23 protein-coding genes are annotated in these 24,932 nt (G+C 61.0%); 6 read left to right on the forward strand and 17 right to left on the reverse strand.

Features of this window, described 5'->3' with window-relative positions; translation table 11 throughout:
• The 9 genes from ACMRQN_RS02285 to mazG form a co-directional block, all read right to left on the reverse strand.
• On the reverse strand, window positions 1-692 hold a 692-nt coding region (locus tag ACMRQN_RS02285; RefSeq protein ID WP_418733642.1), incomplete at its 3' end, for a hypothetical protein.
• 71 nt (window positions 693-763) lie between these two features.
• Window positions 764-1,744 carry an EamA family transporter RarD gene (gene rarD / locus ACMRQN_RS02290; RefSeq protein WP_418733643.1) on the reverse strand — a complete coding sequence of 327 codons (981 nt, stop codon included), beginning with the start codon at window positions 1,742-1,744 and terminating at the stop codon, window positions 764-766.
• Window positions 1,745-1,825: 81 nt separating this feature from the next.
• Entirely contained in the window at window positions 1,826-2,548 is a 723-nt protein-coding gene (locus ACMRQN_RS02295; protein ID WP_418733680.1) for an amino acid ABC transporter ATP-binding protein, read from the reverse strand.
• 117 nt (window positions 2,549-2,665) lie between these two features.
• Window positions 2,666-4,126 (reverse strand): amino acid ABC transporter permease, encoded by a 1,461-nt coding sequence (locus tag ACMRQN_RS02300; protein ID WP_418733644.1) that lies wholly within the window; start codon window positions 4,124-4,126, stop codon window positions 2,666-2,668.
• Between the two features lie 450 nt (window positions 4,127-4,576).
• Window positions 4,577-5,842 carry an ATP-binding protein gene (locus ACMRQN_RS02305; RefSeq protein WP_418733645.1) on the reverse strand — a complete coding sequence of 422 codons (1,266 nt, stop codon included), beginning with the start codon at window positions 5,840-5,842 and terminating at the stop codon, window positions 4,577-4,579.
• Between the two features lie 350 nt (window positions 5,843-6,192).
• Window positions 6,193-7,020: an ABC transporter substrate-binding protein gene (locus ACMRQN_RS02310; protein WP_418733646.1), complete on the reverse strand. Its 828-nt coding sequence runs from the start codon at window positions 7,018-7,020 to the stop codon at window positions 6,193-6,195.
• 197 nt (window positions 7,021-7,217) lie between these two features.
• Window positions 7,218-8,342, reverse strand: a complete 1,125-nt coding sequence (locus tag ACMRQN_RS02315) for an aldo/keto reductase (protein WP_418733647.1) — start codon at window positions 8,340-8,342, stop codon at window positions 7,218-7,220.
• Between the two features lie 104 nt (window positions 8,343-8,446).
• Window positions 8,447-9,154 (reverse strand): GTP pyrophosphokinase, encoded by a 708-nt coding sequence (locus tag ACMRQN_RS02320; RefSeq protein ID WP_158050182.1) that lies wholly within the window; start codon window positions 9,152-9,154, stop codon window positions 8,447-8,449.
• A 1-nt stretch (window position 9,155) separates the two neighbouring features.
• Entirely contained in the window at window positions 9,156-9,998 is an 843-nt protein-coding gene (mazG, locus tag ACMRQN_RS02325) for a nucleoside triphosphate pyrophosphohydrolase (RefSeq protein WP_418733681.1), read from the reverse strand.
• A gap of 291 nt (window positions 9,999-10,289) precedes the next feature.
• On the opposite strand from mazG, the gene ACMRQN_RS02330 reads away from it, so the two are divergent.
• Both ACMRQN_RS02330 and ACMRQN_RS02335 read left to right on the forward strand, forming a co-directional pair.
• Window positions 10,290-11,129, forward strand: a complete 840-nt coding sequence (locus ACMRQN_RS02330; protein WP_418733648.1) for a cysteine hydrolase family protein — start codon at window positions 10,290-10,292, stop codon at window positions 11,127-11,129.
• A 6-nt stretch (window positions 11,130-11,135) separates the two neighbouring features.
• Entirely contained in the window at window positions 11,136-11,972 is an 837-nt protein-coding gene (locus tag ACMRQN_RS02335) for a TrmH family RNA methyltransferase (RefSeq protein ID WP_418733649.1), read from the forward strand.
• 213 nt (window positions 11,973-12,185) lie between these two features.
• Here ACMRQN_RS02335 and ACMRQN_RS02340 read toward each other — a convergent pair whose 3' ends face one another.
• From ACMRQN_RS02340 to ACMRQN_RS02365, 6 genes are all read right to left on the reverse strand, one after another.
• Window positions 12,186-13,100 (reverse strand): TIGR04282 family arsenosugar biosynthesis glycosyltransferase, encoded by a 915-nt coding sequence (locus ACMRQN_RS02340; protein ID WP_418733650.1) that lies wholly within the window; start codon window positions 13,098-13,100, stop codon window positions 12,186-12,188.
• Window positions 13,101-13,127: 27 nt separating this feature from the next.
• A complete protein-coding gene (locus tag ACMRQN_RS02345) occupies window positions 13,128-13,556 on the reverse strand; it encodes a universal stress protein (protein ID WP_418733651.1) in 429 nt (142 codons plus the stop codon).
• Between the two features lie 110 nt (window positions 13,557-13,666).
• Entirely contained in the window at window positions 13,667-15,043 is a 1,377-nt protein-coding gene (locus tag ACMRQN_RS02350; protein ID WP_418733652.1) for a molybdopterin-binding protein, read from the reverse strand.
• A 190-nt stretch (window positions 15,044-15,233) separates the two neighbouring features.
• Complete coding sequence (locus ACMRQN_RS02355; RefSeq protein WP_297148448.1) at window positions 15,234-15,503, reverse strand: ACT domain-containing protein; 270 nt, start codon at window positions 15,501-15,503, stop codon at window positions 15,234-15,236.
• A 74-nt stretch (window positions 15,504-15,577) separates the two neighbouring features.
• On the reverse strand, window positions 15,578-16,159 hold the full coding sequence (gene folE / locus ACMRQN_RS02360) for a GTP cyclohydrolase I FolE (protein WP_418733653.1): 582 nt from the start codon (window positions 16,157-16,159) through the stop codon (window positions 15,578-15,580).
• A 6-nt stretch (window positions 16,160-16,165) separates the two neighbouring features.
• A complete protein-coding gene (locus ACMRQN_RS02365; protein WP_418733654.1) occupies window positions 16,166-17,086 on the reverse strand; it encodes an exodeoxyribonuclease III in 921 nt (306 codons plus the stop codon).
• A 539-nt stretch (window positions 17,087-17,625) separates the two neighbouring features.
• On the opposite strand from ACMRQN_RS02365, the gene ACMRQN_RS02370 reads away from it, so the two are divergent.
• The 4 genes from ACMRQN_RS02370 to ACMRQN_RS02385 all read left to right on the forward strand — a co-directional run bounded on the left by ACMRQN_RS02370 (window position 17,626) and on the right by ACMRQN_RS02385 (window position 22,640).
• Window positions 17,626-18,300 (forward strand): response regulator transcription factor, encoded by a 675-nt coding sequence (locus tag ACMRQN_RS02370; RefSeq protein ID WP_418733655.1) that lies wholly within the window; start codon window positions 17,626-17,628, stop codon window positions 18,298-18,300.
• A complete protein-coding gene (locus tag ACMRQN_RS02375; protein WP_418733656.1) occupies window positions 18,297-19,442 on the forward strand; it encodes a sensor histidine kinase in 1,146 nt (381 codons plus the stop codon). The genes ACMRQN_RS02370 and ACMRQN_RS02375 overlap by 4 nt, the downstream gene beginning before the upstream one ends.
• An 84-nt stretch (window positions 19,443-19,526) precedes the next feature.
• Entirely contained in the window at window positions 19,527-20,396 is an 870-nt protein-coding gene (locus ACMRQN_RS02380) for an ABC transporter ATP-binding protein (RefSeq protein WP_418733657.1), read from the forward strand.
• A 12-nt stretch (window positions 20,397-20,408) separates the two neighbouring features.
• Window positions 20,409-22,640 carry an ABC transporter permease gene (locus ACMRQN_RS02385; protein WP_418733658.1) on the forward strand — a complete coding sequence of 744 codons (2,232 nt, stop codon included), beginning with the start codon at window positions 20,409-20,411 and terminating at the stop codon, window positions 22,638-22,640.
• Between the two features lie 123 nt (window positions 22,641-22,763).
• Here ACMRQN_RS02385 and ACMRQN_RS02390 read toward each other — a convergent pair whose 3' ends face one another.
• Window positions 22,764-23,243 carry a 23S rRNA (pseudouridine(1915)-N(3))-methyltransferase RlmH gene (locus ACMRQN_RS02390; protein ID WP_296060047.1) on the reverse strand — a complete coding sequence of 160 codons (480 nt, stop codon included), beginning with the start codon at window positions 23,241-23,243 and terminating at the stop codon, window positions 22,764-22,766.
• 91 nt (window positions 23,244-23,334) lie between these two features.
• The gene (locus ACMRQN_RS02395; protein ID WP_418733659.1) at window positions 23,335-24,858 is read right to left on the reverse strand and encodes an LCP family protein; all 1,524 of its coding nucleotides are present in this window, start codon (window positions 24,856-24,858) and stop codon (window positions 23,335-23,337) included.
• Between the last annotated feature and the right edge of the window lie 74 nt (window positions 24,859-24,932).

The raw sequence follows: 24,932 nt of genomic DNA on the forward strand, positions 1-24,932 counted from the left end.
GCTGCCGCCTGCTCCTCTGCAGCCTTCTGCTCGGCGGCGGCTGCCTCCTCCGCAGCTTTTTTCTCTGCTAATGCCGAAGTAGCCTCCTCATCGACGACAAGGTTGATAGCTACCGTCATATCACTCTTCTTATTAAAGTCATACTGCTCAGATGGCTGGTCGACTTTGTAGACAATATCGTTTACGGTCAGAGCCGATTCATCTACCGTAAATGAATACGTTCCTGCTTTTGCGCTAGAAATAGTTTGGGACTTGCCCGGAGTCACTCTAAGCGTTTCTTCTACTGCTTTTCCGCTGCTGTCCGTACCTGCCATGCTTACTTCAATAGAACCGCCTTGCCAATTGTCGGCATTTACTTCCACATTGAGTTTTCCAGTTCCGTTCGCAACCGAGAAGCACACGGCCACACCCAAGACGATACTGCAAATAGCCATTATCGTTGTCGCCTTAGGCGCCATCTGCTGTTCACGCGGAATGGATTTCACCTTTCTGGCCACTAGCGCAGCTATGCCGCATGCTATTGCAAGGACTTCCATCAGCACGTTTGATGTGCCAGCAAATACAAGAACAACCCCGACTAATGCCAATACGAAGGATGTTCTAAACTTGTTTGGCCCATTCAATACCCCTCGCTTGTTCCCATCGCCTGCTTGAGTATCGCCTAAAGCACTGAATGTCACCTCGTCGCCCATACCCTCTCCTTAATCATACGGCTTAATTTGACCTAATGGTTCATTCTGCTTTTACGGCAATGCGCCCTCCCCTATCGCTGGCGAATCTGCTTGTGAATCGCGTCCGCGATGACGAGCACTGCACCAGCCCAGATGCACGCGAAGCATACCGCATGCGCGCTGGTAAACGGCTCGCCGAGCACGAGAACGCCCGAAAGAAGGCTAATCGTCGGGCTGATGTACTGGATGAACCCGATAAGCGAAAGCGGGGTCTTGTTCGCTGCGGTTGCAAACAGGATGAGCGGCACAGCGGTAATCGGACCAGTCAGCACCAAAAGGACGCGAGTCTGCCATGCCTCAAGCGACATGTCCGGCGAGAAAAACACGCTTTGACCAGCAATAGCCACCGCAACGAGAGCCACGATCGCAAAAGGCAGCGCAACGATTCCCTCGACTGCAATGGTGGGGACTGCCGGATATCCGCCGCGCTTCTTCACCGCTCCGTATATGCCGAACGTAAAGGCGAGAACCAGGGCTATCCAGGGAAAACTGCCGTGGTTTACCGTGAAGTAGATGACGCCCGCTGCCGACAGTACCGTAGCTGCAATCTGCAACGGCGTCAAACGCTCGCGGAATACCACGAGCCCCAGGACAATCGATACGAGCGGGTTGATGTAGTACCCCAGCGACGCCTCCACCACATTGTTCGTCACCATAGCAACGATGTAGAGGCTCCAGTTCAACATGATGAGAAGCCCCGAGGGAATAAGGAATCGCCGTGCGCGGGCGTCTCGCAAAAGCCCGACGAAATCGACTTTCAGGATGAATTTGCACGCAACGACGGTGAGGACGAGCGACCAGACAATTCGCTGCCCGATAATCTCGATGGAGCCCACATTGTCGAGCAACGCCCAGAAGAGAGGACAAAAGCCCCAGAGAAGATAGCATCCGACCGCAGCAAGGGCACCGCGCCCCGCTTCTGACCGACTTGCTTCCGCCCCAGACTCCATCTCGTTCTTCCTCTCCGACGCGCCCTCTCCGAAGCCGTTCTTGCCCTCAAGAAATGACTTCACCTTGGCATATCCACCTTAACACGCAAAAGAAAACGGCAGCCTGCGCGAGCTTTCGTCGCCCAAGCCGCCGCATTGCAACCTCTAGCGGATATGACCCAGGAAGTCCTTCGTGCGGTCGCTCTTGGGGTGATCGAACACCTCGTCGGGCGTACCCTGCTCGACGATAACGCCGCCGTCCATAAAGATGACGCGGTCGGCCACGTCGCGGGCGAAGCCCATCTCGTGCGTGACCACGATCATCGTCATGCCGCCGCGCGCGAGCTCCTTCATGACGCCCAGGACGTCGCGCACGAGCTCGGGGTCAAGCGCGCTCGTCGCCTCGTCGAACAGCATGACGTGCGGGTCCATCGCAAGTGCACGAGCAATGGCCACACGCTGCTGCTGGCCGCCGGAAAGCTGGCTTGGCTTGTAGTCGACGCGCTCGGCAAGCCCCACTTTCGTGAGCTGCTCGACCGCGATCTTCGCCGCTTCCTCCTTGGAGCGCTTGAGCACCTTCTGCTGCGCGAGCATGACGTTGCCCTTGGCAGTGAGGTGCGGGAACAAGTTGAAGCTCTGAAACACCATGCCGACCTTCGCGCGCACGGCGTTGATGTCGGTGCCCTTGGCGGTGATCTCGGTGTCCTCGAAGAACACCTGGCCGCCCGTGGGCTGCTCGAGCAGGTTCACACAGCGCAGGAGCGTGGATTTGCCGGAACCCGAAGGCCCTAAGATGACCACCACTTCGCCGCGCTTCACTTCCAAATCGACGCCACGCAAAACCACGAGGTCATCGTAGCTTTTATGCAGGTCGCAAATGCGGATGATGGGCTTGCCGTCGTCCGCCGCCTGCTCGTTGGCCACCACGCGCGCCACACCCTCGCCCGCGCCGTCGGCAGTTTCATTCGTCAGGTTCTTCATAGTCTCAGTCATTGCGCACACCCCTTACAGACTCGACATCTGCTCGGGCGTGATGCCCGTTCCCTCGACCGCATCGGGCCGTTTGGCGGCCACAGCGTCGCCCGTCGCCCGCGCCTCGGCGGCAGCAGTGCCCGCGCCCGAGCCGAGCGCGCCCGCGGCATCGCCAGTACCGATCGCATGTTTCTTGCTCTTGCGCTTCTTCTTGCCGCCCTTGCCCGTGTCGTTGCTGGCCAGACGCGACTCAAGGTTGCCTACCACCTTCGCAAGCGGCAACGTGATGATCAGGTAGAAGCACGCGGCCACGACATACGGCGTGATGGAACCCGTCGATGCGACGATCGTCTTCGCGTTCATGACGATCTCCATCGTGCCCACGGCAGCGAGCATGGACGTGTCCTTGTACAGCAGGATGAATTCGCTCGTCATCGTGGGAATCACGCGGCGCACGGTCTGCGGGATGATGACATAGAGCATCGTCTGCGCGCCGTTCATGCCGAGCGAGCGGGCGGCCTCGAACTGCCCCTTGCTAATAGACTGGATACCCGCGCGGAAGATCTCGCACAGATACGCGCTCGAGTTCATCGCGAGCACGATCACGCCGAGCGGGAACGTGGGAATCTGGATGCCCGCAAGCGGCAGGCCGAAGAAGGCGATGTAGATCTGCAGGAACAGCGGCGTGCCGCGCACCACGTTCACGTAGGCGGTGGCGATGCCGCGCAGCACGCGCAGCTTCGACATGCGCATGAGCGACAGCAGAAGGCCGAACGGGATAGCAAGCGGGAAAGCGCAGGCCACGATGCCAATCGCCATCAAGAAGCCCCAAAACACCACCGGCAGGCTCGACACGAACACCGACGGGTTCAAGAACAGCTTCAGGAAAAGCACGCTGTTCCACGACTTCACCCAGTCCTGCTGGGCAAGCGAGTCGGAAAGAGACTCGAAGAACGAGTGCGACTTCACCGTGATCGCAGGCAGCGTGTCCATGGCGACCTCGGTGCCGTCCGCGAGCGTGTATGCGCCCGTAAGCTGCATGTCGCCGCCCATCTCGGAGAACTTCACTTTGTAGATTTCCACGCGGAAGTACCCGCCCGCCTGTGCTGGCTCGGAGAAGTTCACAGTGAGCTTGCCGTCCTTGTAGTCGGCGTCGACATCGAGGTTCGTGCGCGTCATCAGGTCGTCACCGGTGAGCATCGTTGCGCGCGTGTCGCCCGGCTCGCAGGTTGTGCCCTCGGGCAAGGTGAAGGTGACGCCCGCGATCCGCTCGTCGGGGTCGGCCTGGCCTTCCCAAGTGATGCGCGTCTCCACGCCGCCGAGCACGTCTGACGAGCCGCTGACGTTGGGTTTCGCCGTGCATTTGGCGGTGTCGAGCGCATACGCGTTCGTCGGGGCGACGGCAACCTGCGCCGCACCGGCGAACACGAGCGCGAACGAGACGAGCAGTGCGCAAAACGCGGTGCGCACGGTATTCGCTTTCAGGTTCTGCATGTGCATGTACGTTCCTCTACGATTAAAAAGCCCTCTCCGCCAACGCGAAGAGAGCCTCATCCAGTTCATAGCCCTAGCGGTTAATTACATAATAAAGGCCATGCAATTCTAGCACGTCCACAACCTGCGTTTTGGTATTTCCGATAACTCCAAAGGCTATTACAAAACCTATCCCTGAGCCCCTTTAGAGCCCTTGAGTGTTCGTAGTTGCTCGCAGCGGGATTTCCTTGCCAGGAAGCGCCCTACACGTCTGATCCACACGCCCCGTCGCTCGGCTTGACGGTGCTACAATCTCTTCGAGCATGTCGTGAGTAAAGGTCTTGTTTTGAAAATGCCTCGCACCAACTCGTCAACATCCGACCAGCCGTGCTCGTCCAAGGAGATTCCGATTTCCTCGGGCTTGTGCCGAAGGGTAAGCACAAAGAACCGCTGTCGACAACGTGAACTTCCCTAGAGGAAAAAGTCCCTCGCGCTCACGATGCGGATGCCGTCGATGTCCGTGTCGTAGGAACCCTGTCTCACGACCACGATCTTCTCGTGGTTGTCTCGTATCGACTTCAGAGGGGCAATCTCGCGCTCCCTGGTCTCGCTTGCGAACATCTCGTCAGTCGCCTGCACGTAGAGCACGCGCCCATCCTTCGTCGCAACGAAGTCGACTTCCTTGCCGTAGAGCTTGCCCACATGCACGCTCCACCCTTCGTAGAGCAGCTGGAGATACACGGCGTTCTCGAACAGGCGGCCGGTATCCGTGACCCTATAGCCGGCCATCCAGGTCCTGAAGCCAGTGTCGACGATATACTCCTTCGGGTTCGTCTTGAGGAGCGCCTTGCCGTGTAGGTCGTAACGCGTGGCGCGGTAGAACAGGAAGGCTTCCTCGAGCGCGCCCACGTACGAGGAAACGGTCTTGTTCGTAGTCTTCGACCCCGTAGAGGTTAACGCGCCGGCGATGCCGTTCGGCGAGTACTCGTTGCCGATGTTGTCTGCCAGGAATTCAGCCACATGGCGCAGCAGAGAGGAATCGGTCACTGCGCTTTTGCCCTTCCCGCGCTCTCGGTTGACGATATCGCGTACGGCTATGGCCTCGTAGACACCGGACATATACGCCGAGTGCTGCGCCTGGGTCGTCGACAAGGATGCGATGGCGGGCATGCCGCCGTACTTAAGGTAGCGAGCCAGCATCTCGTCGAAGAGAACGGGCTCCCCGCCAGGAGCGAGAGCAACCGATCCTCCCGATGCGAACTCAACCCCGCAAAAGTCAACGAACTCGGAGAAGGACAGGGGCAACATCTTTACCTCGACGTAGCGCCCGGACAGGTAAGTGGACAGCTCGCTCGAGAGAAGGTATGCATTCGAGCCCGTGAGGTAGATATCGCAATCGAAGTCGACCCTCATCGCATTGACCGCATCCTGCCAGCCCTCGATTCTCTGGGGCTCGTCTATGAAAACGTAGGTGCGGCCCTTATCCGACAGGCGCCCACGAACGTAATCATAGAGCTGGTCCTCCGTCTTGATGCCCGCACTCTTGCTTTCTAGGTTGACGCTCGCAAAGCCGCGGCCGGCAACTCCTTCGGACTCGATGGTCATCCTGATAAGGTCGAGAAGGCTCGATTTGCCGCACCTGCGTACGCCCGTGATCACCTTGATGAGGTCGGTGTCGCGAAAGAGCATCGCCTCCTCGAGGTATCTGTCGCGACTTTTCAATCTGTTGCCCTTCAAGAAATGCTCCTAAAACTCAAATTCAATTTCACTTTTGGGAGTATCATAACTCCGCGACGCAAAAGGAGCCAAGAGCCGATCTCGAAAGACATCGGCCAGGATGTTTGCGTTTCTGTCGGAAGGTGCCTCCAAGAAGAATCCCCTGCTCCCTCCCGACCCGCTTGACAAGCGCACAGCAAATCAAAATCGAGGAGACGTCAGGTACTCCGGAAAAGAAAAGCCCTATCCCGTCTTCGAGCTTGCTCGCTTCTCGGCGAGCCGCTCTCGGACAGGATAGGGCATCGATGGCGGTTGAACGTTATCAGCACGCGAGCTCTCGCCCGTTACGGGCGCTCAGCGCACGAAGGTGTTTACCCGAGCCACTTGGCAGCGAGCTTCTCGACGGTGCCATCGTCCTGGAGCTTCTTGATGGCCTCGTTGATGGCCTTGGTGAGCTCCGGGTTGTCCTTGTTCACGGCAACGGCGTACTCTTCGCCGGTCGCAACCTCGAGGACGACCTGAGCGTCGCTGTAGGCCTCGGAGAGCATCTTCTTCACGACGGCGGCGTTGGTGCACACGGCGGTCGCCTGACCAGCCTGCATAGCGGCGAAGCTATCGGTGGAGTTGCCATAGGGCTGGATGGTCGCGTTCGGGAAGTTCTCGCGGCAGTAGGTCTCGCCGGTAGTGCCGGACTGCACGGCGATGATGACGCCGGCCTTGTTCAGCTCTTCCTTGGCGTTGTCCTTGGTGATCGCGCCGTCCTTCATAACGGCAACAGCCTGGTCATCGACGTAGTAGGTGTCGGTGAAGTCGGCGAGCTCCTCGCGCTCGGGCTCGACGGTCATGCCAGCAAGCACGACATCGAACTTACCACCAGCGGCAAGGCCGGTGAGCAGCGTGTCGAACTGGTTGTTGACGACTTCGAACTTGAGGCCGAGCTCGTCGGCGACAGCCTTGCACAGATCGACATCGAAGCCGACAGCCTCACCGTTCTCGAGGTTCTCGAACGGAGGATAGTCGGCGGAGGTGCCCATCGTGAGCGTACCGTCCGTGACAAGCGTGTAGCTTGTTTCGGCCTTGGCAGAATCGTCCTTCTTGGTGTCGTTGCCCGCGGTGCTGTTCGAGGAGCATCCGAACAGGGCAAGCGAAGCGGCGAGCACGCCAGCGGCGAGCACCACACCCAGCTTCTTCATTTTCATCTTCCTTCCCCTTTCCATATTAAAAGCAAGATGAGATATCTCGTTCACTATAAAGGCTTGCGGACCCTTTGTCGAACAAGAAAAAGGCCAGATGCTGTTACATCTTTGTTACAGGCGTGAATAATCGGGGTGCGGCGCCGCTGCACGCAGCCGGGAATGCACCTGGACCCAGCCCCTCGCCCCAAGCCCGCTCGACCTTACTCGAAGTGCTCGACGGCGGTCTTCAGGTTGTCGATGATGCCGATCTGCTGCGGGCACATCGACTCGCACAGTCCGCACTCGATGCAGTCGGACGCGCGACCGGGCTTTGCCTGCCAGCTGTACAGGTCGCTCACGAACTTGTTGTTCTCGACCTGTGCCTCAAGGTTCAAAAGCCCCATGATCTCGGGAATGGCGACCTCCTGAGGGCACCCCTTCACGCAGTAGCGGCAGTTCGTGCAGGGAATCGCCGCGATCGACTCGAGGATTTCGCGCGTCTGGGCAAGCGCTTCAGTCTCTGCTTGGGAAAACGGCTCGCTCGCCTTGAAGTCAGCGATGTTCTGGCGAACCTGGTCGATCGTCGACATGCCGGAGAGCACCGTGAGCACGCCCGGCAGGTTGTAGCAGAAGCGGTACGCCCACGACGCGAGGCTCTTCTCGGGGCTGCAGGCAACAAGCGGCGCCGCAACGCGATCGGCCAGGTTGACGAGCATTCCGCCGCGGGCGGGCTCCATGATGATGACGGGGACACCGTGCTCGGCTGCCACTTCCATGCAGCGGCGCGATTGCACAACCGGGCTTTCCCAATCAAGGTAGTTCACCTGCAGCTGCACGAACTCCATCTCGGGGTGGTCGGTGAGTATGCGATCGAGCGTCTCGGGGCCATCGTGCATGGAGAAGCCGACGTGGCGGATCAGGCCGTCCTGCTTGGCCTTCTGCGCGAAGTCCCACATCCCCCAATCGTCGAAAACCTTCGTACGCTTTCCGCCCACGTTGTGGAGCAGGTAGAAATCGATGTAGTCGGTTCCCAACCGCTCAAGTGACGTGGGCAGATTCGACTTCGCCGTCTTCTCGTCGGGGCATGCCCAGGCAAGGCATTTCGTGGCGATGGTGTAGGACTCGCGCGGGTGGCGCGCGACGAGCGCTTCCCCGAGGGCCTTCTCGGATGCGCCGTTGTGGTAGACGAACGCGGTGTCGAAGTAGTTCCCGCCGCCGGCCAAGTAGGCATCGACCATCTGTTTGACGTGCTCGATATCGATTGCGGTGGGATCTTTCGGGTCGGTTTGCGGCAGGCGCATGCAGCCGAAGCCAAGCTTCGACACGCGGGCGAAATCTGAGTTCATGGGTGCTCCTCTCTCTGTGATGCACCCATGATAAAACCTCAAGCTCGCTTCAAGTCAAGAAAGAACCGCAGGAACGCGGCAACCGCGCGGAGAAATGCCCCCTGCTACTCGGAGTCGAGCGCCCGTGCGAGGATCTGCATGCGCGCTTCGACGTCTTCAATGATGCGGCTGCAATCCTTCAGCTCGCCGTAGGAATCGATGCCCTCGATCTCGCGCTTCGCCTTGTACTTCAGGTCGTGCTCGAGGCTCGCCCAGAAGTCCATGGCGACGGTTCGCAGCTGAATTTCGACCGGCACCATCTGCTTGGAATCGAGGAAGTACACGGGAATGCGAACAATCACGTGCAAGCTGCGGTACCCGTTGGGCTTGGGGTTGGCGATATAGTCCTTGACCGTGACGATTTCCAGGTCGTCCTGACGTTGCAGCAGGTCGAACAGGTTGTACACGTCGCTGATATAGGAGCAGATCACGCGGATGCCCGCGATGTCCATGATGTACTTCTCGATGTTCTCGAGCGTGCGCTCCTTGCCGTAGCGGCCGATCTTCTCGATGATGCTCTCGGGGGTCTTTACGCGCGACTCAACATGATGGATGGGCGTGCGGTCTTTGCGCAGGTTCAGGTCCTGGTCGAGAATTTCGAAGCGGACGACCATCTCGCGCAGCGCGGCGCGGTAGCGCTGGCTCAGCTCGCGAAGCTTCGCTCCCGCCTCACGCACGAACTCGATGTCCTCATCCGACATGTCCTTGCCAATAGTAAGCGACCACGTGTCCCTGTGGTCCTGCTCACTCAAAAGCTGCGCGGCGCTCGTCATCTTATCTCCCCTTCACTTCGCCCCAGAGCTCATTTTGCTCCGAGATCGAGAAATCTTGCATACGTTTCCCCTGTTCGGAGGCTATTTCCTCCATCGCTGCCCAGCGGGCGCGGAACTTCGCGTTCGAGGCGCGAAGGGCGCTTTCGGTATCGATCCCCATGCGCCTGCCTACGTTGACCAGCGCGAAAAGCACATCGCCAAACTCCATCTCCGCCGCTTCGGCGCGACGAGCCGCCTCCTTTTCATCAAGGCCGAACTCGCCCGCCACGGAGGTGTCGATCTTGCCGTTGGCGGCATGCGGGGCAGCAGCATACGCCTCGATGAGCTCGGCTTTCTCCTCGTCGACCTTGTCCCACACGTCCTCGATGGAATCCCATTCGAAGCCCACGGCGGCAGCCTTGCGGGAAATCTTCTGCGCCTCCATAAGCGCGGGGAAGGTGCGCGGCACACCGTCGAGCAGACCCTCGGGTTCGCTCGCACCCGAGCCGTCGGCGTCGCCTGTCGCCTGCCGCTCCGCAAGTTTCACCTGGTCCCACACATCGAGTACCTCGCTCGCGTTGGAGGCCTCGACGCTGCCGAACACATGCGGATGGCGGCGCACCATCTTCGCGTTCACATCGGCGCACACGTCATCGATCGAGAACTCCCCCGCATCGGCGGCGATCTGGCTTTGGAGCACCACCTGCAAAAGCACGTCGCCAAGCTCTTCGCGCAAGTGGGCGACGTCCGCTTCCTCGATTGCGCAAACGGCCTCGTAGGCTTCCTCTATCATGTTGTGGGAAATCGATGCGTGCGTCTGCTCGCGATCCCATGGACAGCCGTCCGGGGCCCGGAGGGCCGAAATCGTGGCGACGAACTGGTTGAATGCTGGATGGTCTGTCGGATTTCCGTATCGGTCGAGCGCACTGTCGGGTGCATTGACGCCCGATTCGGCGGCATTGTCTTCGTGTGACACTGTTCCCCTTTTCTTTCCTTGGGAATACGAGTATACCCGCATTCCCCATGCAATCCCATACCGTCACCGATTCCGTTGATGAATCGCTAAACTGTCTAACAACCCGCACGCGTTCGCGCCGGGCATCACCGGGACGCAAGGCGCTATACTACGAAGACCGACCACAAGGAAAGCGACTCCATGATAGAACCTACACGTGCAGCGTTCCTGCTGATAGACATGCAAAACGGCTTCATCGACCCAACGAGCGCCCTGTGTGTTGCGGGCGCCGCGGACACGGTGCCGGCATGCGCCCACGCCCTCGATTTCGCGCGCTCAATCGGGATGAGCATCTTCCATATCCGCCGCATCTACAGCGCCGACGGCGCGAACGTGGAGCCCGTGCGCTATCGGCAATGGTGCGACGGAGGGCGCCCGCTTTCCCCCGCAAGCGAAGACGAGAGCTCGCTCAACTGGCCCGACCTGCTGACGCCCGCAGACGGCGACCGTGTGATGGTGAAACCGCGCTTCTCGGCGTTCTTCGACACGCAGCTTGACGACGTACTCTCGCGCGAGGGCATAAGCACCGTGGTGCTTACGGGCACCACGACTCCGAACTGCGTGCGCTCGACCTGCTATGACGCGCTTTCCCTGAACTACAACGTCGTCATCTTGGAAGACGCCACCTCCTCGCGCACGCCCGAGGTTCAGCGCGCGAACATCGAGGACATGGCCTATATCGGCGCGCACATCATGAGCGTTGCGGAATTCCTCGAGCAGGGGCTCTCCCAGGTGCGGGACATCGCAGGCGACACGGCGCGCGCGATCGAGGCGGAGTACTACGCAGCTGGCCAGGCGCAAGGTCAAGCCGAGCGAACGACGGGCGCAACCGCACCTTGCAGCGCCCCCACGTCGGGCCGCCATCCCCGCACGCTCGGTTCCCGCACGTTGGCGCCGACGGGCACGAGCATGCCGCCCACGACGCGCACTTCGGCCGACGCCCGCAATCTTCCCGCAATGCGCGCTCCGAGGGGGATTTAGGCCATCATGATTGTGAGAATCGACACGCTTGAGGACGAGCGCCTCGACGCCTACGCACGGCTCACCGAAGCGCAGCTGCGCAACAAGCTCGAGCCCGAAAAGGGCATCTTCATCGCCGAGTCGGGGAAGGTCATCGAACGCGCCCTCGAAGGGGGAATGCAGCCGTTGTCGCTGCTCATGGAGGAGAGGTGGCTGCCCTCCATGGCGGGTATCGTCGAGCGCATCGAACAAGTCGACCCCGCCATCCCCGTGTTTGTCGCTCCCCACGATGAGCTTGAGAAACTCTGCGGATTCGAGCTGACGCGCGGCGCCTTGGGGGCTTTTCGCCGACCGCACCCGAAAAGCGTCGCCGAGGCATGCGAGGGAGCGCGCGTCGTCGCGGTTTTGGAAGATATCACGAACCACACGAACGTCGGGGCCATCTTCCGCTCGGCAGCGGCGCTCGGGGTCGACGCCGTGCTGATCACGCCGGCATGCTACGACCCGCTCTATCGCCGCGCGGTGCGCGTATCGATGGGCACTGTGTTTCAGATTCCCTGGGCACGCATCGGAGAAGACGCCCACGATTGGGCGCAAACCGGCATCCCCTTGCTCCACGAGCTCGGCTTCACCACGGCAGCGCTCGCGCTTTCCGACGACTCGGTGAGCTTGCGCGACGAGAAGCTGAAGGAATGCGAGAAGATTGCGCTCGTGCTGGGCACGGAAGGCGACGGCCTGGCGGAAAGCACCATCGCCCGCTGCGATTACACGGTGAAGATTCCCATGTACCACCAGGTAGATTCCCTGAATGTTGCCGCTGCAAGCGCGGTTGCCTTCTGGGAGCTTGTGGTTCCGTCGGCTTAGCAGCCGACGGAACGGGCCGACGCTGCGCGAGGCTCTGGCGGCACAGCTGGCGTTCCAAAGTTTTCTCGCGTACCGAAATACGCTTTGAACTCTTTTCACGCCATCTGCACTCGCCAGAGCCTCGCTCGCTGACTTCAAGGCGAGACGAGAGATGGAAAACTGCTCGACGCCTCTAAGCGAGACGGGAGACAGCAAATTGCCCGCTCAATTCCCTTATTTGTCGATTTCCTCGCGAGGATCGTGCAGGTCGTTGGGGAGAACGCGCACTTCGTCCCATCCCATCTCCTTGAGCGCCTGGGCCGTGCGCCACGGCGGCGTGACGTCGTCGTATTGCGCACAGTAGTTGAGCGCCTCGACGAGCGTGATGTTATGCATAAGGTCGGCCATCGTGTCCACGTCGGGAATAGGCGGCAGGTAAAGCGCAGGGAGCCCCTGCTTTCGCGCCTTGTCGATATAGGCGGGAAGCACCGTGAGGCCCTCCTGGTTGTAGAACACGCCTGAATGGTCGAAGTCGGTCTCGCGCGTCCAACCGATTACCGACACGCCCATCTCCTGGTCGGGAGCGAGCACAATGCCGCCGCCCGCAACCCCGTCGAGCTTGTGGAGCGCATTGAATCCTGCGCGCACGTCGGCCTTGGTGAGAGCAGGCATATCGGCGCCCATAGAAAGGATGCAATCAGCGCCGCGTTCCCACGTTTTCTCGAACGCCTGGTTGTAATGTTCGTCGAAGCTTGCGCCCTCGTCGCAGAGAAACACCAGCTCGCGCGGCCATTGCCCCGCATCGGAGAACAGCTTGCGCATCACCTCGACGTTCTTTTCGGGCGTCGTCGAGATGATCATCTCGTACTCGTCGCGGACCGCTTCCTTTCCTGCGGCAAGCGCCTCCCGTGCCCGCTCGGCGCTCTCGCGCTCGAGGTCGGCCATCGCTGCGCAGCAGATTTCCACCACGTCGAAGAGCATGCAATGGTAGAGCCCCGAGGCAACCTCGGGCTGGAACACACCGTCTTTCAGCACGGTCAGGCGGGTTTTCACCAAACCCGGAATCGGCGGCTTGCTGAACAAAAGGAGCGCGTTTTTGCGCACGCGCTCCTTTTTCATGCCGCCCTGCTCGCTTTTCAATTCGCTCACAGAACGCTCCTTGTTTCGAAGAATGGCTTACTTGGCGATGAGCACCGGCACCGACGAGCCGTGCAGCACCTTGTGGCTGACGCTGCCCATGTACTCCTTCATGCCCGAAAGCCCGCGGTTGCCGATGACAACAAGATCGTAGTCGCCCTGATCGATCAGCTTCACGATCTCGGTAGCGGGGTTCGTTCCCGTGATGAGCAGCGGGTTCAGGCGATCGGCCGCATCCTCGTGAGCGTCGACCAGCCTCTCGAGCAGCGATTTCCCGTCGTTCATCATCATTTCCAGAATGGAGCGGAAGCTCGTCATCTGGGAATCGTCGAGCAAGGGAATCGGCACCACGTACACCAAGTCGATGACAGCATCGGGGTTGTTCTCGGTCACGCTGACCGCAAGCTCTAACGCCTTGCGGCCGCCGTCAGTTGCATCCACCGCAGCGAGCACTTTGTTCATAGACATAACGCGCTCCTTCCTCCCTGCACCCTTCGGGCGCCGGGTTGCCGTTGCAAACTGCTAATCACTGCAAGAAAGTATAACACCACGCGGGAAAGCGTCGCCGAGGAGCTTCGCTAGAGAAACTCCACCTCGATGATGTCGCCTGCCGCGGGAGGCTCGATGCCGGGGCCCATGCCCATCATGGTGAAGGCGTTCGCTCCCCATGCCGTCTTCGATCCGGGGCGACCGTCGATCGGCGTCGCCTCGAGCACGCCGTCGGCGCTCGGCTCCACGCGGAGGGGGCGGATACCGAAGAATTCCGGCTCTCCCGGTGCATGGTCGGGATGCTCGCGCGGGCGCTCCTCGCCGGCAGGCTTGCCGTTCTTCGCGCCCGGGCCGTGCTTCGGGGCCGGGAACGCCTCGGTCAAGCGGGCAGCCGTCTTCGGCACGATGGGATCAAGACCCAGATACTTGCGCATAAGCGGACGCAAGTAGAAATCAAGAGTGAACGACGCGCCGCCCGAAGGACCGGAGATGCCCACGATAGGCACGCCATCGACAACGGCGTAGGAGCTGTGATGCCCGGGGCCGTGGTTCGTCTGGTGGCAGATCATGCGTCCCATCTCTTCCATAACCTCACACGACCAGTCGTCCGAGCCTTTCGAGGAGCCCGCGTTCAGAACGACGATGTCGGCAACCTCGCATGCGCGCTTGATGGCAGCCTCGATTTCGGGGCGCTCGTCGCACACGATGTCGAAGGGAACGAACTGCCCGCCCCACGCTTCCACCTTCGCGCGCACGAGGATGCTGTTCGTCTCAAAGTTGCGACCGCGGGCGGCGAACTGGTCGACGCGCGTCGGGTCGAGGGGAATACCTGCGGGAACGAGCTCGTTGCCCGTGGGGATGAAGGCCACGCGGGGCTTGCGAACCACAGGAACCACGGCATTGTCGCCCGTGCCCATGCGCGCCGCGACGTCGGGTGTCACGACCGTGCCGGCAGTCGCAAGGACATCGCCGCGCTTCATGGTCGAGCCCGCAGGACGCGTGCCCGCACCCTGCTTCGAAGGGGCGGCGTCGATGGTCACATGCTGCTGGTCTTCCGACACCTGCACGTGCTCGATAACGATGGCGGTGTCGAACCCTTCGGGCATCGCGACGCCCGTGTTCGCGAACTGCCAATCCACCCCGCGGACCCATGCGCTCGTGTCGGGAAGCTCGCCTTCCGCGAGGTTCTCGAAATCGGACCAGTGCAGGGCAATCGAGTCCATCGCGCACGTGAGCGCGGAGGGCATGTCGCACCGAGAGACCACGTCATAGGCAAGCACGCGCCCCACCGAATCGGCGAGCGCCACCTGCTCGCAGCATTTGCGAGCAACCTCGCTGCTGTGCAAATCCTCGCCCGCAGCGATGTTCGCCCACCCGAAACCTGCGGGCGCCGCATCCATGGCCTCGAGCATCGACGAGACCGCCTGCTCACGGGAGAGCTGGATATGCCGGGAATGATCTCTCATAGTTCCTCCTGTTCATGTGCCGCAGCACAAGCTTGCGACAATTATCGCGTACGCTCCATTATAGTGAATGACGAATAGAATCGGGCAAAAAGAAAGCCCGCCGAGAATCAATCTTCCCGACGGGCGCTATGGCCGCAATGTGGCGTAATGTGGGTTGAAGCTAAGCGAACCCCAGCTCAGATGCCGTTTTCTAAATCTTGTACATGTACTGGAAGACGTCTTCGCGCTGGATGATGATCTGCACGCCGAGATTCTCCCCTACCGCCTTGAGCTTGTCTTGCACGGTGTCGAAGTCGGCCTTTTCCGTATCGAGCGTGGTGAGCATCGTCATCGAGAAGATGTCGTTTAGGATAGTCTGGCTGATATCGTCGATGTTCGCGCCGCATTCCGCAAGCGCCACCGCCACCGCCGCGACGATGCCGCTGCGGTCCTTGCCCAGAACAGAGATAACGCACTTCATGGTTGCACCTTTCATCCGTTTCTTGTGATTCCCATACTACCCGATTCGCCCGCCGGCGGCGACGTGCGCTGCGCCTAGCGAGCGTCGCGAAGGATAAGCGACATGGCCTCGCTGCGGGAAGCGCGCGAAGCGGGCGTCGAACCCGCGAACACGCCGCGCACTGCGCTTGTGACCGTGCGGCTGCCCGGCTTCTTCACGCCGCGCATGCTCATGCACATGTGCTCGGCCTCGAGCACCACGACGACGCCCTGCGGGTGGAGCTGTTCCACCAGGGTATCGGCGATCTGCCCGGTCAGGCGCTCCTGCACCTGCGGGCGCTTCGCGAACACCTCCACGAGGCGCGCGAGCTTCGAGAGCCCGCACACGCGGCCGTCCGCAGCGGGGATGTAGCCGATGTGCGCCTTGCCGAAGAACGGCACCAGATGATGCTCGCACATCGAGTAGAAGGAGATGTCGCGCACGAGGACCATCTCGTTGCAGTGCTCGTCGAAGGTCTTTTCGAAGTGGACGGCGGGATCTTGCGCGAGCCCCGCGAACACCTCTTCGTACATGCGCGCCACGCGGGCAGGCGTCTCGCGCAGCCCTTCGCGATCGGGGTCCTCGCCGACGCCCTCGAGAATGAGACGCACGCCTTCTTCGATTTTCCGAGTATCCATAGGCCGTTAATCCTCCAGTGCTATGTCAATGCCCACCGGGCAATGGTCGCTTCCGAATACTTCATTGTAAATGCTCGCGTCCTCCACCTTGTCGGCGATTCCGTCGCTCACCAAAAAGTAATCGATGCGCCACCCTGCGTTGTTCTTGCGCGCGTTGAAACGGTAACTCCACCACGAGTACGCGCCCGTCGTATCGGGATGAAGGGTGCGGAACGTGTCGGTGAAGCCTGCGGCGAGCAAGTCGGAGAATTTGCCGCGCTCCTCGTCGGAGAAACCCGCGTTTCCCCTGTTGGGACCAGGGTTCTTCAGGTCTATCTCGTTGTGCGCCACGTTGAAGTCGCCGCACATGACGACAGGCTTCGGCGCGGCGGTCTCCCCCGCCTGCGTCAAGGGAAGCACTTCTTTGGGCATGTGCCCTGCCCCGAGCGGGTGGCGCGGGGTGTCCTTGGGGGCACCGGAGCCGAGAACGACCAGCCCGTCGGCATCGGCGCGCTCGACGGGAACGTCCCCGGGAAGCACGCCCTCTTCAAGCCCCTTGCAAAAGTCGCGGAACGCGTCGTCCCATTCCATGCGATGCCCGATGCGGGCGAGCTCATTTTGCGCGTTCGGCGTGTACACGTCGACAAACCAGAACTCGGGGAACTCGAGCGCGACGATGCGCCCCTCGGTATCGAGGTATTCCGAGCCCAGACCGTGGAGCACCTGCAGAGGCGCGCGCTTGGTGAAGACCGCCGTCCCTGAGTAGCCTTTCCGCTCGGCATAGCTCCAGAACTCCAGGTATTGAGGGAGATCGAGCGTCGCCTGCCCCGCCTGGAGCTTTGTCTCCTGTAGGGCGAAGACATCAGCGTCGAACTCGGCCACGATGTCCTCGAACCCTTTCTTCATAACGGCGCGCAAGCCGTTCACGTTCCACGAGATCAGTCTCATCGGTTCACCTTTCCAAGCGAGGAGCAACGCGCGGGCATGCCTCTTGTAACCGCGGCGGAGCGCTGCCCGCAGTCGCAAGCAGCCACGCGGCCCGCAGTTGCACCGGACATGCCGCCCGTAGTCGCATCAGTATAGCGCGAGCAGGTCGTGCAGCATGTGTGAAATAGTGTCAATTTGCGCTTGTCATCTATTGGCATATGTCCTATACTTGAGAAGGTCTGAAACACATCGGGCAAGCGCCTGCGTCCTCCTTATGCAAGCGCTTGCCCACCTTCCCGTTCATTACCTTCCAACTGCGGGGCGGCTCACCCTACTTCCTATCTCGCCGCCCCACACCTTCCCAAGACCCACGACAAACGGCCAAACACGTATGTCGCGCGCGTTCACCTGCGGACTTTGCAACATCGCATCAACGGCGGCGACGCTTACAACACTCTGCCTCAAGGGCGCGAAAACGGCGCTACAATATGATGACAAAATGCCAGATGGCTTCCCGTTGCGCTATCATCGGCTCATCCGTTTGACGCGAAAGGGGACCGATGGCGCGTTTGCTCATTGTCGAAGACGACGTCTCGCTGCGAGAGAATCTTGTGCGCATGCTGCAGCTCAAGGGCCACGAGTGCCTTTGCTGCGAGTCGTTTACGAACGCCGCGGCCGAGGCTTTGGCTGCCGCCCCCGACTGCATCCTGCTCGACCTTTCGCTTCCCGGTGCGTATGGCCACGAGATTTGCCGCGCGATTCGCCAGGAAAGCAACGTCCCCATCATCGTGCTGACTTCCTCCGACAGCGAGTTTGACGAGGTCATGAGCATGAGCGTCGGCGCCGACGACTACGTGGTCAAGCCCTACCGTCCCGCCGTGCTGCTTGCCCGCATCGACCGCGCGCTCGCCCGCAGCGGGTCGGCCGATTCGGCGCGCGGACAAATCGAGCATAGCGGCGTCTCCCTTGACAGCGTGCGGGCCGAGGTCTCGTATCGCGGCAAGCGCGTGGAGCTCTCGCGCAACGAGCTTCTGATTCTGCGCATCCTCATGGAGAACGCGGGATCCATCATCTCGCGCAGCGAGCTGATGGACGAGCTGTGGCAAACCGACGCGTTCGTCGACGACAACACGCTCACGGTGAACGTGAATCGCCTGCGCCGCAGCCTGGAGTCCGCAGGCGTACCCGACGACTTCATCACCACCCGCCGCGGCCTGGGGTATGTGATTCGATGAGCAGCACGAATTGGGAAAAGCCCGACCACACGACTTCCAATTCGCCTTACGACCCTGCGTCTACGTCGTTCGCCGCCGAAGACCGCATCGATCGCGCGTACTCGTTCGGGGCGTATCTTCGCTCGCGCGCTGGGTTTTTGCTCGGTATGGCCGCCCTCATGCTCGCTGTTGCGGGCATCATGGCTATGACCAGCTCGAACGCTTCCTCAATCGCGCTCGTTTCCCTTTGCGAGGCCCTGTTCGCCTGCATTGTGCTCGTCGTTGGCTTCTCGCGCAACCGCGAGTTCTACCAGCAGCTGGACCTGTTCTGCGATTCGCCCGACAACGCGCGCTACCTCTCGTCGATTCTGGACGAGCCGCGCACGCTAGAGGGATCCATCGCCTATCGCGCGCTCGCCGTGCAGGGCAAGGCTGCCTCGGACGAGCTCGTCGCCCGCTCCCGCGACATGAAGGACTACCGCGACTACATCGAGCTTTGGGTGCACGAGGCGAAGACGCCCATCGCATCGGCCCAGCTTGCGTTGTCGAGCCTTCACGGGCCTGGGGCCGATGAGGTGCGCGGCGACCTCGACCGTATCGAGTCGCGCGTTGAACAGGCGTTATACTATGCGCGCTCGGCAACTCTGAGCGAGGATTTCTCCATCGATGAGTTAAACCTTGCGGCACTCGCTCGCAAGGCATGCCGCCAGAGGTCGCGCACGCTCATCGGCGCGGGCGTTTCGCTCGATTTCGCGATCGACGAGACGCTCGAGGTGTTCGCCGACGCGAAATGGGTCGATTTCATCATCGGACAGGTTCTGGAGAACTCGGCGAAGTACGGCGCGAAAACCGTTCGCTTCGAAGGCGCGGTGAAGGACGCAGGGACGAAAGACGGGTGCATCGAGCTTTTGATCAGCGACAACGGCGACGGCATTCCCGCCGCCGACGTGCCGCGCGTGTTCGATCGCGGTTTTACGGGAAGCCAGGGCCGCGCCCACCACAAAGCGACGGGCATGGGGCTCTATCTTGCCGCTGTCGCCTGCGAGAGAATGGGCCTTGGCCTGCGTGTTTCCTCGGAAGAGGGGGCGGGCACGACCATCGCGCTCACTTTCCCGCTCGACCGCACGCGCATGGACTTGGCGGCAAACCTTACAAAACCGTAAGATTTCGGTAAGGCCCTTCGATGGCTTCGTTTTCGCGCTCGTCGCATCATGGGGATGTGCCGAATCGAAGAGAAAGGAATCCCCATGTCTGTGGTTACCGCAACCCCTCCAGCAGGCATTGCGAATGCGAATCAGCCCGATAGCCGCAAGGTTTTGCTCTCCGTGCGCAACGTCTTGAAGGTGTACGGCTCGCGCGAGGCCGTCACGCGCGCGCTTGACGACGTGTCGTTCGACATCTGCGAAGGCGAGTTCGTCGGCGTGATGGGCCCGTCTGGCTCGGGCAAGAGCACGCTTTTGAATTGCATCTCTACTATCGATACCGTGACCAGCGGAAACATCGTCTTGAACGGGCTCGACATCACGCAGCTGCGCAGCCGCCAGCTCTCCAAGTTCCGCCGCGACGACCTGGGCTTCATCTTTCAGGACGCCAACCTTCTCGAAACCTTGACCGGTTTCGAGAACATCGCTTTGGCCCTCACCATCAAGGGAGAGAAGGCCGACGCTGTCCGCACGAAAGTCGAGCGCACCGCCACTCTGCTGGGTGTGACGGACGTTTTGCAGAAGTATCCACGCCAGATGTCGGGCGGCCAACGCCAGCGCGTAGCCGCGGCGCGCGCCATCGTCGCTGATCCGAAGCTGGTCCTTGCCGACGAGCCCACGGGCGCGCTCGACTCGCGCAACGCCGCCGTTCTTCTTGAGACGCTCGAGGTGCTGAACTCGAAGCTGCACGCCACCATCATGATGGTCACGCACGATGCGGTCGCGGCATCGTATGCCGACCGCATCCTGTTCATCAAGGACGGCAAGCTGTTCAACGAGCTGCGCCGCGGCGATAGCAGCAGAACCGACTTCTACCAGCGCATCCTCGAGGTCCAGGCGTTCCTCTCCGGCAAGCAGGGCACATCCTCTGCGGTCGGTTTCGTGGCCTCGCACGTCACCGCGCTCGGCAACTAGGCGGCGGTCATCATGTTGATGAAACTCGCCTTGCGCAACGTGCGCCGCAGCGTACGCGACTACGCTGTGTACTTCGTTACCCTGGCCTTGGGCGTGGCGGTGTTCTACGCCTTCAACGCCATCGGGGATTCGCGCGTGCTTTTCGAAGCCCAAGAAGGTGCCGAGGGTGTTTTCTTGGCATCAGGTGCGAGCATTTTCGATATCTTGGCCCAGATCATGACCTATTTCAGCGTAGTCGTCGCCGTTGTTTTGGGATTTTTGGTCCTGTACGCCAACCGGTTCGTGGTTCGAGCCCGCAAGAAGGAGTTCGGCACCTACCTTTTGCTCGGCATGAGCCCGCGACAGGTTTCCTCGGTAGTCCTGACGGAAACGCTGATCGTCGGCGTGCTTGCGCTGGTGGTAGGCTTGGGGCTTGGCTTTCTGATCTCGCAAGCGATTGCCTTCGCCACGGCGGGCCTTATCGGCGTGGCGATCAGCGACTACCATCTGCTGTTCAGCGTCCGATCCGCGCAGCTGACCCTGGGCTGCTTCGCGCTCATCTTCGTCGTGGTCGCCCTGTTCAACGCCATACAGATTTCGCGCTGCAAACTTGCCACGCTGCTCTCGGCACGCTCCCGGAGCGAGCGCATGCCCGTGCGCAATCCCCTCATCTGCCTGATTGTGTTCGTGCTGTCGTGCCTGATTTTGGCGAAGGCGTATTCCGAGCTCAACCTCGATGGCCTGGTCTACTTCGGCGAGCACTTCCGCATCGCAACCGTGTTGATGCTCGTCGGCACGTTAGGCCTGTTCTGGTCGGCGTCAGGGTTCTTCATCCTGCTGATCCAGCGTTTGCGGGGCGTTTACTTCAAGGGTCTCGCCATGTTCACCATGCGCCAGATCGCGACGAAGGTGAACACCGCGTTCGTGTCGCTGTGGGCCGTGAGCGTCCTTCTGTTCTTCAGCATCGTCGTGTTCTCGACAGGCTTCAGCTTGGCGTCGATGTTCTCCGATCAATTGGAAGAGAACACCCAGTTCGACGCATCTATCCGGGCGAGCCTCATGTCGCTCGACACCTCCGATATGGAAGCGGTGCCAGCCAAGCAGTACGGCGGCGACGAGGAGAAGGCCGCCGCAATCGAGGAGGTCAAAGCCCAGCGCGAAGAGATCCATAGCCTTTGGCAAGCGAGCGACGGCTCCACCGCCGCGTATATGAAGTCGCTCATCCCCGATTGGGACGAGCGCGTGACCGGCTCCGCCCAGGTGGACACGTGGCTTGCGAGCGATCTGACGAACAAGCAGCTTGTCGATGCTTGCGGCTTCACGCTTGCCCAGATCGGTTCCGACGAGAACTCTAGCATGGCTGACGAAGGCGTGCAGTACGTGACGTTGTCGCAGTTCAACGCTGCTCGACAGCTTGCAGGCGAAAAGCCGATCGAACTTGCCGCAGGCGAGTATCTGGTCGACAACACGGTCGATAAATCGGCCGAGTACGCCAAGACCCTTGGCCAGAAAGGGCGAGCCATCACCGTCGACGGGCATACTCTGACCGCATCCGGACAGGTGGTTTCGCAGTCGCTCCAGGTGAGCAGTATGAGCTGCCTCATCGCAGTGCTGGTGGTTCCCGATGAGTTGGCGGCCGAGAGGTTCGATGCAGGCGATCTGCCGTATCTGAGCGAGCTCAACGTCAACCTGGCCAGCGATTCAAAACAGCAGGCCATGGAGGACCTCTTAACCGAGTACGGCAAGTCGGTTCCCCCGCGCGAGGAACTCGCCGAAGCCGGTTGGACATACGACTCCCGCCCGTGGCCGGTGTCATATTACGACACGAGCGAGGGCATCATCGCCGACAGCATGGGGCTTAAGCTTCTCTTGGTTTACCTGGCGCTCTACATCGGATTCGTTTTCCTCATGACCACGGCGGCGGTTCTTTCCGTCCAGCAGCTCTCCGAGGTGGCGGACAGCATCCCGCGCTACCGCCTGCTCGCTCAGCTGGGATGCGACAGGGGCATGGTTCTGCGAAGCCTGCGCACGCAGATCGGCATTTACTTCGGGGCGCCGCTTCTGGTGGCAGGGTGCCATTCGGCATGCGCGATCAGCCTTCTGTACAAGAACCTGCTGTCGATTTGGGGCGCTTCGGCGGTTGCAGGCACGCTTGCCGTTGGTATTGCGCTGGTGATTGCAGTGTACGCAATCTATCTGGTGTCGACATACCTGGTCGCACGATCGGCGGTTGTTTCCGGTGCGGGCAAGGGGCTGCTCGCATAGGCGAACAGCTCACGCAGAGCGCGGGACACGAACTCGATAGACGGCTGGCTGCCTTCCCGCGGCCAGCCGTCTCCTTATGGTAGGCTGCCTTCCCGCGGCTGGCCGCCTTCCGCGGCCGGCCGTCTACTTGTGGTAGGGCTCGCCGTGCGAGATCTTCTGCGCGCGGTAGAGCTGCTCCAAGAGCACGACGCGCGCCAGGTTGTGAGGCAGAGTAATCGGGCCGAACGACAGCAGCTCGTCAGCCCGAGCGCGCACTTCCGCACTCACGCCGTCCGACCCGCCGATGACAAACGCGAAGCTGCTCTTCCCCGCAAGCGCCAGCGAATCGATCCGCTGGGAGATGCCCACGCTCGATCGTTCCTTACCGTCGATCGCCAAAAGCGCCACATGAACGTCCGGGCCCAGCTTGTCGAGCTCCGCGCAAATCGCCGCGCCCTCTTTATCGCGCGCGCCCTCGATACCTCCCGCGCGTCGCGGGTCCACGTCGGCAATTTCGCGCACCTCCGTCTTCGCATACGGCTGCAAGCGCTTGAGGTACTCCGCGCACGCTTCCGTCCAAAAGCGCTCCTTGAGCTTCCCCACCGCGATGACCGTGAACTTCATCCGCGCCCCTTCCCATAAAAAACGCGCGGCCCGCGATGCGCCGGCCGCGCGTGTTCCATCCATTCACCCTGCGCCCGCAAGCGCGCAGGCGCTATTTCCAATCCGAGCCGATGACCACGAGGAAGTCGGTCGAGAACGTGTAGCGCCCGTCATTCTTGGTCGCGACACCGTTGCCGATCTGCTTCGCAATTTCCTCAGCCGCTTCCTTTTGGCTGTCGTTGGTGTACACGACAACCGTCGTCGAGAACGAAGAGCTCGCGTTGCCGGTCTCGGTGGTGTAGCCGAGTTTCTCGATCTTCGTGGCGGCAGTGGCGGCGGCCCCGTCGATGCTCGCGCCGTTCTTCACGGTCACCTTGCCCGACCTGGTTGCGGTCGTGGTAGAAGACGTGTTAGAGGTTGCACCCGCCTTGTCGCCCGTGCTGGCGAGCACCGTGCCGTTCTTCTCGTCGACCTCGTCCTCGGTAGTCGGAGGAAGGCCCTGGTCGACGCGCTGCATCATGGTTTGCCACTCTTTTTCGTTCACGTATTCGTACCAGGTGCCGTTAACGAGCTTCGAGGTGGTGGGCTCCATCGCCGAGTAGATGCCGGTGTCGGTGTTGAGCCCCTGCATGCTCGATGCAAGCGAGACGATGTCGGTCACGTTGAAGTCGGTCGTGATGTACTTCGAGAGCGCCTGGATCGTGTTCGCCATGGTAATCGGGTCGGAGGAGAGGATCTTCTTCGCGACAGCGGAAAGCACGAGGCGCTGGTTGGCAGCGCGATAGCGGTCGCCATCGCCGTAGGCGTCGTAGGCATGGCGCGCGCGACACAGGATGAGCGCCTGGTCGCCATTGAGAGTCTGCAGGCCGGCGTCGAGGTGACCGCCCGCATCCTCGTCGTTGATTTCCATCGGGACGTCGACTTCCACACCGCCGAGCGCGTCGACCGCTTCCTTGAAGCCGTCGAAGTCGATTTCCGCATAATGCGAGATGGGAACGCCCGCGAACTTCGAAACGACCTCGATCGTGTAGGCCGCGCCGCCGATCGAGTGTGCCGCATTGAGCTTCTGCTTGCCGTTCGTGCCCATGTCGATGAGCGTATCGCGGTGAAGCGACACCATGGTGACCTGCTTGCTCTGCGGGTCAATGCGCGCAAGGATCATGCTGTCGGAGCGGAACTGATCGCCCGCGTACTCGGCAGACTCCGAGCGCTCTTCCGAGCCGTCGGTGCCCATGAGCAGCATGTAGAACGGGTCGCCGGCGTACTTCGTGTCGACGAGTGCATCGCGAAGATCGTCGTCGACGCCCTCGTTGAGGTTGGCGTTGATAGTGTTGATGTAGGCGAATGCGGCGCCAACTCCTCCGAGCACCACCACCAGAAGGGCGATGCACACTGCAAGCACAATCTTCTTGCGTTTCTTGCTCTTGCGCTTCTTGGTGTATTCTGCCTGCGTCACGCGACGCGAGTAGGGATTCTGCGCAGCGCCAGGGGTTTCGCCGTCACCGAAGGACGCCGCCGCATGGGAGGCGTGGGGCGTCGGGGACTCCCGGTCGAAGCTCGCGGACGCTTGGGCGCCCATCGTGTGTTGACCGTGCTGCCCGACGGCGTTGGGGGATTTTTTCTTATTTCTTCTCATGTCAAATAGATTTTGCCGACTGCCTTAATTATTGGCAAGCGAGGATGCCCCAATTCTGGCAAATAGCCGCAGGA

The organism is Ellagibacter sp. (assembly GCF_048412355.1).
Taxonomy (GTDB): domain Bacteria; phylum Actinomycetota; class Coriobacteriia; order Coriobacteriales; family Eggerthellaceae; genus Ellagibacter.